Source organism: Campylobacter sp. FU_497 (assembly GCF_025772425.1).
Taxonomy (GTDB): Bacteria; Campylobacterota; Campylobacteria; order Campylobacterales; family Campylobacteraceae; genus Campylobacter_D; species Campylobacter_D lari_C.
In genome coordinates, this window is the sequence record NZ_JAKMSC010000005.1 from 43,091 (window position 1) to 56,812 (window position 13,722).

At 30.4% G+C, this 13,722-nt stretch carries 15 protein-coding genes and 1 other RNA gene; 12 read left to right on the forward strand and 4 right to left on the reverse strand.

Features of this window, described 5'->3' with window-relative positions; all coding sequences use genetic code 11:
• Window position 1: 1 nt before the first annotated feature.
• The 6 genes from pyrE (at window position 2) to L8W68_RS03455 (ending at window position 4,585) form a co-directional block, all read left to right on the forward strand.
• The gene (gene pyrE / locus L8W68_RS03430; protein ID WP_263675009.1) at window positions 2-610 is read left to right on the forward strand and encodes an orotate phosphoribosyltransferase; all 609 of its coding nucleotides are present in this window, start codon (window positions 2-4) and stop codon (window positions 608-610) included.
• Window positions 610-1,026, forward strand: a complete 417-nt coding sequence (locus L8W68_RS03435) for an RDD family protein (protein ID WP_263675010.1) — start codon at window positions 610-612, stop codon at window positions 1,024-1,026. Before pyrE ends, L8W68_RS03435 begins: the two co-directional genes overlap by 1 nt.
• Window positions 1,023-2,045 carry a ribonucleotide-diphosphate reductase subunit beta gene (locus tag L8W68_RS03440; protein ID WP_173786944.1) on the forward strand — a complete coding sequence of 341 codons (1,023 nt, stop codon included), beginning with the start codon at window positions 1,023-1,025 and terminating at the stop codon, window positions 2,043-2,045. Before L8W68_RS03435 ends, L8W68_RS03440 begins: the two co-directional genes overlap by 4 nt.
• 124 nt (window positions 2,046-2,169) lie before the next feature.
• Window positions 2,170-2,337, forward strand: a complete 168-nt coding sequence (locus L8W68_RS03445; RefSeq protein ID WP_039619427.1) for a hypothetical protein — start codon at window positions 2,170-2,172, stop codon at window positions 2,335-2,337.
• A 10-nt stretch (window positions 2,338-2,347) separates the two neighbouring features.
• Window positions 2,348-3,865 (forward strand): disulfide bond formation protein B, encoded by a 1,518-nt coding sequence (locus L8W68_RS03450; RefSeq protein ID WP_263675011.1) that lies wholly within the window; start codon window positions 2,348-2,350, stop codon window positions 3,863-3,865.
• A 90-nt stretch (window positions 3,866-3,955) separates the two neighbouring features.
• A complete protein-coding gene (locus tag L8W68_RS03455) occupies window positions 3,956-4,585 on the forward strand; it encodes a protein-L-isoaspartate(D-aspartate) O-methyltransferase (protein ID WP_133319188.1) in 630 nt (209 codons plus the stop codon).
• Here L8W68_RS03455 and L8W68_RS03460 read toward each other — a convergent pair whose 3' ends face one another.
• Window positions 4,586-4,945 carry a GNAT family N-acetyltransferase gene (locus L8W68_RS03460; RefSeq protein WP_263675012.1) on the reverse strand — a complete coding sequence of 120 codons (360 nt, stop codon included), beginning with the start codon at window positions 4,943-4,945 and terminating at the stop codon, window positions 4,586-4,588.
• A gap of 141 nt (window positions 4,946-5,086) precedes the next feature.
• On the opposite strand from L8W68_RS03460, the gene L8W68_RS03465 reads away from it, so the two are divergent.
• Window positions 5,087-5,827 carry a carbonic anhydrase family protein gene (locus L8W68_RS03465; RefSeq protein WP_263675013.1) on the forward strand — a complete coding sequence of 247 codons (741 nt, stop codon included), beginning with the start codon at window positions 5,087-5,089 and terminating at the stop codon, window positions 5,825-5,827.
• Between the two features lie 11 nt (window positions 5,828-5,838).
• On the opposite strand, the gene L8W68_RS03470 is transcribed toward L8W68_RS03465, so the two are convergent.
• Both L8W68_RS03470 and typA read right to left on the reverse strand, forming a co-directional pair.
• Complete coding sequence (locus tag L8W68_RS03470; protein WP_263675014.1) at window positions 5,839-6,471, reverse strand: poly(A) polymerase; 633 nt, start codon at window positions 6,469-6,471, stop codon at window positions 5,839-5,841.
• Window positions 6,471-8,279 carry a translational GTPase TypA gene (gene typA / locus L8W68_RS03475; RefSeq protein WP_039629177.1) on the reverse strand — a complete coding sequence of 603 codons (1,809 nt, stop codon included), beginning with the start codon at window positions 8,277-8,279 and terminating at the stop codon, window positions 6,471-6,473. Before typA ends, L8W68_RS03470 begins: the two co-directional genes overlap by 1 nt.
• Before the next feature lie 127 nt (window positions 8,280-8,406).
• On the opposite strand from typA, the gene L8W68_RS03480 reads away from it, so the two are divergent.
• Genes L8W68_RS03480 through L8W68_RS03500 form a run of 4 tightly spaced genes read left to right on the forward strand, consistent with a single transcriptional unit; the run spans window position 8,407 to window position 13,117 of the window.
• Entirely contained in the window at window positions 8,407-8,745 is a 339-nt protein-coding gene (locus L8W68_RS03480) for a hypothetical protein (RefSeq protein ID WP_263675015.1), read from the forward strand.
• 3 nt (window positions 8,746-8,748) lie between these two features.
• Entirely contained in the window at window positions 8,749-10,428 is a 1,680-nt protein-coding gene (locus tag L8W68_RS03485) for a flagellar hook-length control protein FliK (protein ID WP_263675016.1), read from the forward strand.
• 51 nt (window positions 10,429-10,479) lie between these two features.
• Window positions 10,480-11,487, forward strand: coding sequence for a flagellar hook capping FlgD N-terminal domain-containing protein (locus L8W68_RS08265; RefSeq protein ID WP_412175268.1), 1,008 nt, complete (start codon window positions 10,480-10,482; stop codon window positions 11,485-11,487).
• Window positions 11,488-11,491: 4 nt separating this feature from the next.
• Complete coding sequence (locus L8W68_RS03500) at window positions 11,492-13,117, forward strand: flagellar hook protein FlgE (protein WP_263675017.1); 1,626 nt, start codon at window positions 11,492-11,494, stop codon at window positions 13,115-13,117.
• A gap of 10 nt (window positions 13,118-13,127) precedes the next feature.
• On the opposite strand, the gene L8W68_RS03505 is transcribed toward L8W68_RS03500, so the two are convergent.
• Window positions 13,128-13,571, reverse strand: coding sequence for a hypothetical protein (locus L8W68_RS03505; RefSeq protein WP_263675018.1), 444 nt, complete (start codon window positions 13,569-13,571; stop codon window positions 13,128-13,130).
• 52 nt (window positions 13,572-13,623) lie between these two features.
• Here L8W68_RS03505 and ffs point away from each other — a divergent pair.
• Window positions 13,624-13,721: signal recognition particle sRNA small type (ffs, locus tag L8W68_RS03510), an RNA gene on the forward strand.
• Window position 13,722 lies beyond the last annotated feature (1 nt).

Below are 13,722 nucleotides of genomic sequence, written 5' to 3' on the forward strand. Positions count from 1 at the left end.
AATGAACTTAGAACAAATTTATAAAGATTGTGGAGCATATTTACAAGGGCATTTCTTGCTTAGCTCAGGAAAACACTCTGAGTTTTACCTTCAAAGCGCTAAAGTTTTAGAAAATCCAAAACTAGCAGGTGAGCTTTGTGATGAGCTTGCAAAAGTTATTGCTAGTTTTGATATTGAATTTGATAGCATTTGTTCTCCTGCTTTGGGTGGAATTTTAGCAGGTTATGAGCTTGCTAGAGCTTGCGATAAACGCTTTATTTTCACTGAGCGCATAGAAGGAGTGATGAGTCTTAGACGTGGTTTTGAAGTAAAAAAAGGCGAGAAATTTATCGTTTGTGAAGATATTATTACAACAGGTGGTTCTGCACTTGAGAGTGCAAAAATCATCGAAAGTTTAGGTGGGGAAGTAGTAGGTTTTGCAGCTTTAGCAAATCGTGGTTTTTGCGCGGTAAAAAATTTAAACAACCCAAGAAAAGAAAATGCAAAATTGCCTGAAAACTTACCACTTTTTGCACTAGGAAATTTTGAATTTGATATTTATGAAGCAAATGCTTGTCCACTTTGTGAAAAAGGCACCAAAGCTATCAAACCTGGTAGTCGTGGAAACTAATGAAAACTAAAGCAAAAATAGCTACTCGCTTTTTAAGATTTAAAGCTTTTTTGATTGATCTATTTTTGCTTTATGTACCTGTTTTATATTTATTTTATTTTACACTTGGCTCTAAAGAAGCCTTTTTAAACAATCAACTTATAATTTTTTTATGTTCTTTGCTTTTTGGGCTTATACAGGCCTTATTTTTAGCAAAAAAAGCTCAAAGTCCTGGACTTAAAGCTTATGATTTATATTTAATTGATCTTAAAAATGGCCAAAAACTTAATTTTTTTAGAATACTCTTACGCTATATGATTTTTATCGTAAGTTTTGGTTTATTAATCGGCTTTTTGGTAAGTTTTTTAAGAAAAGATACTTTGGCTTTGCATGATATTTTAAGTCAAAGCGTTATTGTCACAAAGGTAGAAAAATGAATAGAAAAAGAATTTACAACCCAAAATCAAACGAAACTTTAAATGATAGAAAAGTATTTAATGGTAATCCTCATGGGATTTTAAATTTTACTAAAGCAAAATACACTTGGGCTTTAAAGCTTTGGGATTTAATGGAGGCAAATACTTGGTTTCCAAAAGAAGTAGATACAACCAAAGACGCGCTTGATTATCGCTGTAATCTAACCGTAGCAGAAAAAAGAATGTATGATTTAGTTTGGTCTCAACTTATCTCAATGGATAGTTTTCAAACAAACAATCTTGCTGATAATATCAATCCTTACATCACAGCACCTGAAATCAATGCAGTTTTAGCAAGACAAGCTTATGAAGAAGCAAACCATTCAAAATCTTATGCGGTAATGGTTGAAGCAATCTGTGAAAATACAGACTTAATTTATGAAATGGAAAAACATGATGAAACTTTAAGAGAAAAAAATGATTTCATTTCAAGCATTTATGAAGAATTAGCCGGTGAAGTGGATGATAATAAACTTTTGCTTGCAATGGTAGCAAATCAAATCTTAGAAGGGGTGTATTTTTACAGTGGTTTTACTGCTATTTATGCTTTAGCGCGTGCAGGGAAAATGCTAGGTTCAGCACAAATGATACGCTTTATACAAAGAGATGAGATTACTCATTTGTTATTATTTCAAAATATGATTAATTCTGTACGCAAAGAAAGACCTGATTTATTTAATGACACTAATGTAAGTAAAATCTATGATATGTTTAAAAAAGCAGGCGAACTTGAAATTAAATGGGGTAAATACATCACTCAAAATCAAATCATGGGCTTTACAGATGATATTATAGAAGAATATATTCATTATCTTGTTGATCAAAGACTAATCGCAATTAATCTTGATAAAATTTATAATGCAAAACATCCTATTAAATGGGTGGATGATTTTTCTAAATTTAATGATCAAAAAAGCAATTTCTTTGAAAGCAAAGTTACAAATTACTCCAAAGGAAGCTTAAGTTTTGATGACTTCTAAGTCACAAAACTACTCATTTTTTTATACTTTTTAAATCAAATCTCTTTTTTAATTTAATATTTTATTTTTATTTATTCTAATATAGTAAAATCGGCGGTTTTTATTTTATTTATAAGGAGTAATTATGGAGTTTTTAGAACTTTTGTTAATCTTTATCGCCATAGTTCTCATGATAGTTAAACCAGAAAAAGAAAAACTAGCTTTTTCTATACTTGTAATTTCATGGGCTATTATGGTATTTGACTATTTAGGTCGCAAATCAGGCGCAATCTTAGGCCTAATGAATCTATAAGGTGGCAAATATGTGTGATATTAACAAAACTAAATTCTTTTACTTTTTAATGTGTTTAGCAGGCTTTTTAGTTATCTTAATGCCTGTTGGAACTGCAAACTTAATTTTTGGCTATATGCTAGGTGATAGCCCTTGTACTTCTTGTTGGGGTCAAAGAGAATCAATGATTTTCATCGGTGTAGCGGCTTTATTTATTGTGCGCTATGGTGTGAAAGGTAAATTTTTAGCTTTCCTTTTAATCGCAACTGCTTTTGGTTTATGGCAATCATTCAACCATGTTAGTTGGCATGCACATCGTGATCTTGATCAAGGTTTTGGCTTACCTATTTTTGGCTTACATACTTATTTTTGGGCTGAAGTAGTATTTTGGGCTGTAGTTTTATTGCTTGGTGTTATTTTTGCTTTTGCTCCAAAATTTGGTTCTTTTGAAAAAGAAATGGAAGGAGCTAGCTTTAGAAAACTAACCAAATTTAACTTAGCTGCTATGGTTATTGTTGCTTTTATCGTAGCTTCAAATGTATTCCAAGCTTTTGTAAGTACTGGTCCTATCCCATATAGCGGACAAGGCGATCCAGTTCGTTTTAGTTTAAATCCTAAATACATCATTTGGTCTGATTCAGGTTGGAGTAAAAGCTGGAAAAGTTTCTCTATACTTGGAGCACGCGATGTAAAAGAACCTGATTTTGCTTTTGCGCCTGCTAGCGAGAAACTAGGTATTCAATTTGATAATAATATTAGTAATGCTCCATTTGCAAATATCGATGAGAGCTTAAAAATAGCTAGCGAAACCAAAATAGAATTCCCTAAAGCTATCAATACACTTGATTATATCAATGGAGAGTATGTTGCAAGTTCAAAATGGGAAGTATTTTTCCTAGATAATAATTTTAGCACTAAAGTTGATTTTGTTTTAGATCCATATTTTTCAGCTACAATCAACCCTATCGTAGGAATTATCCCTTATTTAGATAACAAATACATCTTAATGGGTTCTAATAAATCTTTCTTAAGATTTGCTCAAAATCCTAACGCAGATGATGCTTTACAATATGCACACTTTATGAAAGGTGCAGATAAATTTGAAGGAACTGGCAAGGATTTGGGTCGTGGTAGAATTGATACAGTTAGAGCTAAATTCCACCATATCTTAAGTACAACTACCAATGGAAAATATATGTACACAGCAACTGTTCCAAACAATAAAGACGCAAAAACTTTTGTAATTTCTAAAATTTCTTTAGCAGATAGAGTTCTTTCAGCTGAATTTACTCCTAAAGCTAACTTAAAAGAAGGAAAAACTTTAGGCGATCTTTATATAACTTCAATGGCGTTTAAAGATGGTAAAATTTATGCATTAAGTAAAAAACATAATGTTATTGCTGTAATTGATCTAGATAAAGAAGAAGTTGTAAAAACTATTTCTTATCCAGAAAATATAACTAACGCAAGAAGCTTATTCTTTAAAGATGGCAAAATGCACATCTTATCTTATCAAGATGGATCAAACATCCTTTATACACTTGATTAATCTTAAGGCGTTTTTACGCCTTAAGGATTTTAAAGCTAGATAAATAAAATTTAAGATAAAATAACGCTTTTTATCAAGGAGTGCTTATTGATTCATATATTTGAACAAAAACAATGCCAAACCATGGCAGAAGAAATTCGCAAAAATACTTTCATCAATGAAGAATTATTTGAAGCTTTTTGTTCTACTCCAAGAGAAATTTTCTCACCTTTAAAAATGCATGCTTATAGACTTGATGCGCTTCCTTTAATGGGCAATCAATGGATAAGCTCGCCTTTAACCGTGGCTAAAATGACTATGGCGCTTGATTTTAAAGAAGCTGATAGTGTTTTAGAAATAGGTTGTGGTAGCGGGTATCAAGCTGCGATTTTAAGTAAGCTTATTAGAAGAGTTTTTACCATAGAACGCATTGAAAAACTTGCAATTAGTGCTATAGAAAAATTTAAAAAACTAAACTATGCTAATATTCATGTAAAATTTGATGATGGGCAAAATGGCTGGAAAAATTATGCACCTTATGATAGAATTTTACTCTCAGCTTATATAGAGCATATCCCAAATGTATTATTTGATCAACTTGAAAACAATGGAATTTTAGTAGCTCCTTTACTCATAGGAAATCAACAATTCATCACTAAATTTACCAAAAAAGATGGTGAGATTAGCAAAGAAGTTTTAGATGAATGCCTTTTTGTACCTATCAAAGATGGCAAAGAATAGTTAAAATTTCATTTTTAAAATAATAAAACCATATTCATCTTTATATTCACTCTCTTGTAAAAAACCATTTTTCTGATAAAATTTATATGCCTTATAATTATCTTTATTTACTTCAACATATTTCAAATGATAATCATTTATGGCTTTAGATATTAAAGTAGTGTCTATACCTTTGTTAAAATATTTTGAACTTAAAAACAACATTTCAATTTTATCATCCACAAATGCTAAAAATCCAATCATTTTGTCTTTATTATAACAAATCAAATAATTTAAACTAAAGAATACTTGAGAATTTAAAAGATCATTTTTAATCTTTTCTCTATCAAAATCAGATAAAAAATCATGGGAATGTTTCACACTATCCTCCCATATATCGATCAATTTATCCTTAATATTATCTATAATTTCTTTAAAATATTTAATTTTAATATAATTATTTTTAAATATAAGCTTCTTGTAGGATTTATTTTTTTATAATTATATTAAAAAAGGAATATTATGAGTTTTAAAAAAATACTTTTTGGCTTATTTACTACTAGCATGCTTTTTGCCTATGAGCAAATGCCTCAAAATGCCTCACATGGAAATTTCATAGACAAAGACAAATGGAAAAATTTAGATAAAAACTGGATTTACTGTGAAAGTGGTTTAAATCAAGATTTTATCAATATAAATAGTAAAAAGGCTACAAATAAAAATCATTCTTTAGAATTTAACTACTCAAATGATTCTTTTGGTTTAATAAATGATGGTTATACCATAAAAATGTATTTTGCAAGCAATGGAAGTCATATCGTGCTAGATAATACAGCTTATAATTTATCTCATTTTCACTTTCATAGCCCATCAAAAATTTCTATTGATAAAAAGCCTTATCCTTTAGAAATTCATTTTAGCCATGTAAATCAAAAAGGTGATATAGCAGTGGTTGTGCTGTTTTTACAAGAAGGTGCGGAAAATCCTTTTATTAAAAAAATCATCCGTGCTTTTCCTAAAAAAGAAGGCGATAAGCTTTATGTTCAAAGCTTAAGCGCTAATGAGTTATTACCAAATAATCTTCAATCTTTTTACATCTTTAAAAACAAACTCAACAAGCCTTGTAATCAAAAAATCACTTGGATAGTTTTAAAAGATATGAGCTATGCCTCTAAAGAGCAAATTCAAATCATACAAAATTTAATGGGAAAAAATGAGAATTTGAAAATACAAGAAATTAATAATTTAGAACAAAATGATTAAGTAAGCTAAACTTAATCATGTATAAAAGCTTGAATTTTTTCCAAATTAGCTCTAAAAATTTTAAAATTTAACTCACTTGAAATTTTTAAATCAGCAAAAAAAGGATTTTTCAAACTTGCTATGAGTAAATAATCATCTTTTTTCAAAACTCTTTGTGTAGAAAATTCTTTATCCTTTACTTTTTCAAAAATACTTTCACTCGAACTAATATCTTCTTTTAATTTCTTACTATAAAGCAAAATTCCACAAAAGAAATTCCCAAATTCATCTTTAAATTTCACATCATAAAGAATAAAATCATCAAAAATAAAAGAATTTTGAGAATGATAAGTTTTTAAAGAAAAGTCAAAAGCAATTTTTTCAAAATCTTTCTGATAAAAGCCTTGTTTATCAAATTTAGCATTATTTTGTTTTAAAAATTCCTCACACATTTTAAATACAAGCTCATTGCGTCCCCACATAAGCTTTCTTCCTAAAATTCTAAAAAACAAAACTCCTGCTAAAACAGCAAAAAACAAAGCTATAATCACATCTTTGCTAAATTGAAAAGCAAGAAAAAATATAACCAAAGCTTCAACAAATGCTAAAATTTGTAAAGCTTTGAGTCTTTTATTTAAAGCTTGTCTTATGGCTTCAAAATCCATTAAGACTTAGCCTTTTCCATTCTTTTTCTTTGAGTAGGATCAAGATATCTTTTTCTAACTCTAATATTTTGTGGAGTAACCTCTACAAGCTCATCTTCTTCTATCCACTCTAACGCTCTTTCAAGGCTTAATTTTCTAGGTGGTACAAGCTTAATTGCATCATCGCTGCCACTTGCCCTAACATTAGTTAAATTTTTACCTTTAATAGGATTAACATCTAAATCATTTGGGCGTGAATGCTCACCTATAATCATACCTGTATATACTTTTGTTTGAGGATCGATAAACAACACCCCTCTATCTTGTAAGTTAAATAAAGAATATCCTAGTGCAACACCATTTTCCATAGAAATTAACGCACCATTATTTCTTTTTTCAACTGCCCCGCTAAATGGACGAAACTCTAAAAAGCTATGGTTCATCACACCCTCGCCTTTAGTATCTGTTAAAAATTGTGATCTAAATCCTATAAGCCCACGCGCAGGAATTTCAAACTCAAGTCTTGTTTGGCCATCTCCAGTTGGTGTCATAGTTTTCATTTCAGCTTTTCTTTTACCTAGTTTTTCAATCACTACTCCTGTAAAATCATCAGGCACATCAATTACTAAATGCTCAAATGGCTCTGTTTTAACTCCATCTTCTACCTTAACGATAACTTCAGGTCTACCCATACAAAACTCAAAACCTTCTCTACGCATATTTTCAGCCAAGATAGTTATTTGAAGCTCGCCTCTTCCGCTTACTTTAAATTTACCCTCACCTGTGCTTTCATATTTCATAGCAATATTAGTTTTCATCTCAGCTTCTAAGCGTTCTGCGATTTTATTTGAAGTTACATGCTTGCCTTCAGTACCCGCTAAAGGACCATCATTTACTGAAAATACTATACTTAAAGTTGGTTCTTCTATATGTAAAGGATCAAGTGGCATAGGGTTGTTTGGATCTACAACGCTATCTCCTACATCTAAAGCTTCAAAACCTGCAATCGCTACAATATCACCTGTTCCTGCTTCTTCAATATCCATTTTTTCTAGACCCATAAAACCAATAAGTTTTGAAATTCTTCCATTGATTTTAGAACCATCTGCCTTAGCAAGCATTACATTTTGATTTTTCTTTACTTTACCATTAAAAATTCTTGCAATTCCTATTTTACCAACGAAATTATCATAACCTAGAGTAAAAACTTGAAGCTGTAAAGGGTTTTCATCGCTACCACTTGGAGCAGGTACGCGCTCAAGTATAGTCTTAAACAATGGCTCCATATTAGTGCTTTCATCTTCAAGTGCAAGTTTTGCATAACCATTTTTAGCAGCTGCATAAACCACTGCAAAATCAAGTTGCTCATCATTTGCCTCTAAAGCCACAAAAAGATCAAAAATTTCATTGATTACTCTTTCAGGATCAGCAGCTGGTTTGTCGATTTTATTAATAACAACAATAGGTTTAAGCCCTAAAGATAAAGCCTTTTTTACCACAAATTTAGTTTGAGGCATAACCCCTTCTTGCGCATCAACTAAAAGCAAAACTCCATCAACCATTTTTAACACACGCTCAACTTCACCACCAAAATCAGCATGGCCTGGAGTGTCTATGATGTTTATTTTGGTGCCTTTATAATTAATAGCAGTATTTTTAGAAAGTATAGTAATACCTCTTTCTTTTTCTATATCGTTGCTATCCATTACGCGCTCTGCTATTTGCTCACGCTCGCTAAAAGTTCCTGATTGCTTTAAAAGCTCATCTACCATTGTTGTTTTACCATGATCAACGTGAGCTATAACAGCTATATTTCTAATATTATCCAAGTTTTTCTCCAAAGTCTTAAATTTAAAATCTAATATTATATAAAAAAAATGCTTAAAAATTAAGATTAGCAAATTGGAACACTTGTTGCTTTTGTCTTGGATAAGAATTATTTTTAAGGAGAAAAATATGTCAAACCTAAATACTCAAATCTTTAACGCTAACTTAGAAAAACAAGGAACTTCAGTTTTAAATAGTAAGCATTTTATGGAACTTTTAAATTATTTAGAAGTTGCAAATTCAAACGAAGAAAAAGAACTAAACTATGCAAAGCTTTCAAGCAAAGTAAGTGAAATTTTAGATGATGCTCATAATGAAAATGCAGTTTTAAATGCTAAAAATATAGAAGAATTGTTAGTAATATTTAAAAACTTTAATCTTTCTCATGAAAATTTAAAACTTGATTGTGCAGCGCAATTGCAAAATTTATTTCCAAATTTAGCAAAAAATAATTTTTTAGTAGGTTAATTAATGTCAAATATCCAAGCAGGCGATGCTTTAAACTTACTAAGCATCGCTCCACAAAATGAAAATCCTAGCAAAGAAAGTACTAATTCACAAAGCGATGGAGAGGAATTTTTAAATTCCTTATTGCAAGCAATAAACGAAAAAGATGGAAGTTTACCAAAAGACTTTAAAGCACCACAAAAAGAAAATAAAAATGAGAGCTTAAAAGAAGCCATTGATGATAAAGCTCAACTAGATGAAAAAGATGCTATAAAGCTTTTTGAAGGTGCAAGTTTTATGCAAATTCTTTCTTTATTAGAGGTTTTACAAAGCGATAGCAAGGATATAAAATTAAACAAACTTGTCCAAGATAATACTGCTATTTTAGCTCTTGAAAAAAACTTGCACAAGTTAAAAAATATAAAAAATATTAATGAGCTTTTTAATATAGCAAAAGAGCTTGGATTAAATATAAAAAACATAAAATTTGAGCAAATTAAAGATTTAAAAGAAGCCTTTCCAAATCTTGACAAAAAAGGCTTCTTTAAAACACCAAATTTAAATAATAAAGACTTAATTGAACCACAAAAACAAAACAATACTAATGTTTTTCAAGATTTAATCAATCAAAAAATTACCAAACTTTTAAAAGAAGAACCAAATACAAGCAAAAATGCAAAAAGCAAAGAAAATGAAGGTGTTTCTTTGCTTTCTTCTGCTTTAAAAAATATAGAACTTCCAAAAAAAGATGTAAAAGCAAAAGAAAATATTCAAAACATAGATTTTAAAGAAAAATTAGTAGAAAAAATTCAAGATAACAAAGAAATCAAAGACACAAAAAATATAAAAAATATTAGTAAAAATGATAAACTAAATGATATTGAGCTTATCAATCTAACTCAAAATCCAAACTTAAAAAAAGAAATTAAAAACAAAGAAAAGATAGATTTTAAAGAGATATTAAAAAATGAAAAATTAACCACCAGCGAAGATAGCTTTAGTAAAAAAATAAGTTCTGTTTTAGAAAATTCAAAAGATTTAAAAACCGAATTAACAAATACAAAAAATATCCAAAATTTACAAAATCAAAATCAAGATTTGAAAATTAACTTAGAAAATTTACTAAACACTCAAGAAAAACAATTAAAAACAGATAAAAATACTCAAAACACAGACAGTTTTAGTGATATTTTTAAAAGCACTAAAGAAGTTATAAAAGATGAAAAAGATCATAGCGAGGAAAATTTAAATTCTTACGTGAAAGAAATGAATAGAGTTTCTAATAATTTTGTAAAAAATCAAAATATTCCTATGAAAGAAACTTTCAATGATTTTGCTCAAGAATTTAAAGAAAAACTAGAAAGTTATAAAGCGCCTATAACACGCTTTAGTATAACTTTAAATCCACACAATCTTGGAGAAGTAGAAGTTACCCTAGTCCAAAGAGGATCTAATCTAAACATCAGCTTTAATTCTAATCAAAATACTTTAAATCTTTTCATACAACATCAAGCTGAGTTTAAAAATGCTCTTGTAAATATGGGCTTTACAAATTTAGAAATGAATTTTAACAACCAAGAAAGAAAAGAGCAAAATAATCCACAAAAACAAAAAAATAACAACAATAAAGAAGATAAGGTGAATTTTGAAAAAGAAATTCAAGAAAAACCAAGCTTAGAGATGGTTTTAGCTAAATATTTTTAGTATGGAATATTTTTTGCTTTAAGCTTTAAAAACATATAAAAAAGGATTTTTATGTCAAATATAAATACACAAACTCTTCAAGGTCCTTTAGCAGCACTTAACACCAAAGATATGCCAAATGCTAAAGGAAATGCTAGAGCTGGGGAAGGCGATAGTGGGTTGATTTATAACCCTGGAGCAGAGCTTGACAAGGATGCATTTTTAAAGCTTCTTTTGATAGAACTTCAACATCAAGATCCAACTGATCCTATGGATACTGAAAAAATGCTTACTCAAACAGCACAACTTTCAGCACTTGAAATGCAAGATAATACTAATAAAACTATGACTCAGCTTGTAGTAGCAATGACTAAATTACAAAATTCTATTGCAGCAAGTACTGGTATGAGTGCATTAGCTGCGGTTGGAAAACTTGCAACGGTTAAGGATAATTATCTTGTAGTGGCAGATGATGATATACAATTTCAAATTAATATGTATTTACCACAAGAACCACAAAAAGGTAAAAAGACTGATATTGATATTGAAGGTTTTGAACTTAAGAAAAATGGTGAAGATAAACTAGATATCACAGGTAAGGTAGATAAAGAAATAGCAGGGCCTGGAGAAACTATATATGTAAAATTAGTTGATGATAAAGGCCAAGAAGAAACTGTTAAAGCAGTAGTTGGAGAAGATCAAACCTTTAAGGTTATAGGACATACTCCAAGCGTTGATATCAAAACAGCTAAGATTGATTCAGCTTATAAATCAGATAGTGAACCTGTAACATTTACTATTTATAATGAAGCAGGCGATCCTGTAAGAACAATGAAAGTTAAAGATATGACTGCAGGTATGAAACAAATTGTTTGGGATAGAACCGATGATAGTGGAAATCCTGTACCATCTGGAAAATATTATGTAAGAGCAAGCTATATAGGCGAAGATGGAACGACAGTAAACTCAACTTACGGTGCATACCCGATTACCGGTGTTAAATTTGAAGATGGCGAAGCTCTAGTTGGTATGGGCGGTAGCTGGGTTAAATGGGAAGATATTAAAGAAATTACAGGATAAAATCATGTTTACAGCATTTTATAATGGGGTAAATGGAGTAAAATCCCAAAGTTATGGTATAGATAATACTGCTCATAATATAAGCAATGTCAATACAGTCGGTTTTAAATACTCCGATGTAGCTTTCAAAGATGTATTTTATAGCACCATAACAACGCAATCCTATAACAAAGGTCAAACTGGTTATGGTAGTGTAGCAGGAGCTACTAATGATATTTTTGAACAAGGACCATTAGTTTCTACTGATAATGAATTTGATGTGGCTATTGCCGGAAAAGGATTTTTTGGTGTAAGTAATGGCAATGGGGTTTATTATACTAGAAATGGTGCTTTTAAACCTGATGCAAATGGCTTTTTAGTAGATTCAAACGGAAATTATGTGCTTGGAACTATGAATCCATCATTAAAAGAAATTCAACTAAGTGATAGAGTTTCAAATATGTTTGGTCAAGTTATGGGACAAAAAGTTACCACAGCTTGGAGTGGAACACCTGGACAGAATTTCCAAATGGGTGGAGTTAATACTCAAGGACCTATTTCTGTACCTAAAAATCTTTATTTGCCACCTCAACCGACGCAAAATATCACTTGGAGTGGCAATTTAGACACAAGCACCAAAACAGAAGCAGTAAATGTAGATGTAGATGCTTCTAAATTTGAATTTAGTAAAAATGAAGATGGTAGTGTAAAAATTTCAGGTAGTGTAAAAGATGAGCAAATTTATGGCTTAAAACCTGGCGATACTATATATTTTAAAATTACTGATGAAAAAGGTGCTAGTCAAACATTACAAGCTACCTTAGATGAGAATTTAGCTTTTAGTATTGATAATCAAAAACTAGATAAAGTAGATTTAGAAACAGCTAAGCTAGAATCATCTCATTTAAGCGTAGAAAAAGAAGTGGCTGATAGCTCAGAACTTTCTGCAAAATTAATCAATCCTGATGGTTCTATTAGTTGGGTAAGAGTTAAATTAGATAGAGTTTTACCACAAAATGGCACAGACTTAGAATACAAAGCTGTTGCTCAAGTGTATGATAATGATGGAAATAAAATAGGTGGAACTACCGAGGGCTTAATCACCTTTAATGAAGCTGGAGCTTTAGTTTCTAATACCTTAAATTCAGTAGATAACAACGGCACAAGAGTTAATATAAATCTTGGTTCATATTATGATCCAAATATACCAAATTCAGGTTATGATGGACTTCATGCCTTACAAAACAAACAACCTTCAGTACATACACAAACAGATGGTAAAGGCGAAGGGTTTTTAAATAATTATTCTATTAACACAGATGGTACTATCATTGCCACTTTTACTAACGGCGATCAAATAGCCATGGCAAAACTTGCTTTGTTTAATTTTACAAACGAACAAGGCTTAGAAAAGCTAGGAGAAAATCTTTATGGACAAACTAGCAACAGTGGCAATCCAACCTTTTTGCTTGATGCTAATGGAAATTTCAGCACAGCAATCTTTAAAGGCTCTTATTTAGAGCAATCTAATGTAGATTTATCGGTAGCTTTTACAAATTTAATTACTTTACAAAAAGCTTATGATTCAAGTAGTAAAAGCATCACAACAGCTGATCAAATGATACAAAAAGCAATCAACATGAAACGCTAATTTTAGCCTTTCATGATGGTTCTTTTGAATTTTTTTCTAAAATATATTTTATTTCTTGCTCAAAAAACTCATACACCCTAAGTTGTACCAAAGCTTCTTCTTCATTTTTATCCATTAAACGCTCAAGCCTATGGAAATTAATCTTTTTTGCATATCTTGGATTTTTCTTTAAAAGCAAAGCAATATTTTTAAGTAAAGCATCTAAACTAAGCTCATTTTTTAAAACTCTATCTACATATTCTTTAGAAGTTTGTACTAAAATCGCCTGCCTGCTTTTATCATCTGGATAAACTTCATTTGCAATATCAGCCAAAACTTGCCAAATTTCTGCTTTTATATTTTTATTTGCCACGATAATAGCAGCAAAAGATTTTGCTCTAAATTCTAAAGACAAATGACTAGGAACAAAAAATTCTCTAAATTTAGATAAAAAGTTTGCAAATATACTCAACATGCTTCACCTCAATGTTTTTTAAGATATTTTAAGGTATTATTTCAACTGCCTTCTCTTAGACCTGTGCAATGCTATTTTTAAGCACCGCTTCAGGGTGGGAACACAGCAGAGCACTTAGACTTAGTGTGTGCCGCAGTCATCTGGGAGAGGG

Coding starts and splice junctions, on each gene's coding strand:
- L8W68_RS03485 (WP_263675016.1), top strand. CDS start 8,749: ATGTCAAATATCCAAGCAGGCGATGCTTTAAACTTACTAAGCATCGCT.
- L8W68_RS03440 (WP_173786944.1), top strand. CDS start 1,023: ATGAATAGAAAAAGAATTTACAACCCAAAATCAAACGAAACTTTAAAT.
- L8W68_RS03500 (WP_263675017.1), top strand. CDS start 11,492: ATGTTTACAGCATTTTATAATGGGGTAAATGGAGTAAAATCCCAAAGT.
- L8W68_RS08265 (WP_412175268.1), top strand. CDS start 10,480: ATGTCAAATATAAATACACAAACTCTTCAAGGTCCTTTAGCAGCACTT.
- L8W68_RS03480 (WP_263675015.1), top strand. CDS start 8,407: ATGTCAAACCTAAATACTCAAATCTTTAACGCTAACTTAGAAAAACAA.
- pyrE (WP_263675009.1), top strand. CDS start 2: ATGAACTTAGAACAAATTTATAAAGATTGTGGAGCATATTTACAAGGG.
- L8W68_RS03450 (WP_263675011.1), top strand. CDS start 2,348: ATGTGTGATATTAACAAAACTAAATTCTTTTACTTTTTAATGTGTTTA.
- L8W68_RS03435 (WP_263675010.1), top strand. CDS start 610: ATGAAAACTAAAGCAAAAATAGCTACTCGCTTTTTAAGATTTAAAGCT.
- L8W68_RS03465 (WP_263675013.1), top strand. CDS start 5,087: ATGAGTTTTAAAAAAATACTTTTTGGCTTATTTACTACTAGCATGCTT.
- L8W68_RS03505 (WP_263675018.1), bottom strand. CDS start 13,571: ATGTTGAGTATATTTGCAAACTTTTTATCTAAATTTAGAGAATTTTTT.
- L8W68_RS03470 (WP_263675014.1), bottom strand. CDS start 6,471: ATGGATTTTGAAGCCATAAGACAAGCTTTAAATAAAAGACTCAAAGCT.
- L8W68_RS03445 (WP_039619427.1), top strand. CDS start 2,170: ATGGAGTTTTTAGAACTTTTGTTAATCTTTATCGCCATAGTTCTCATG.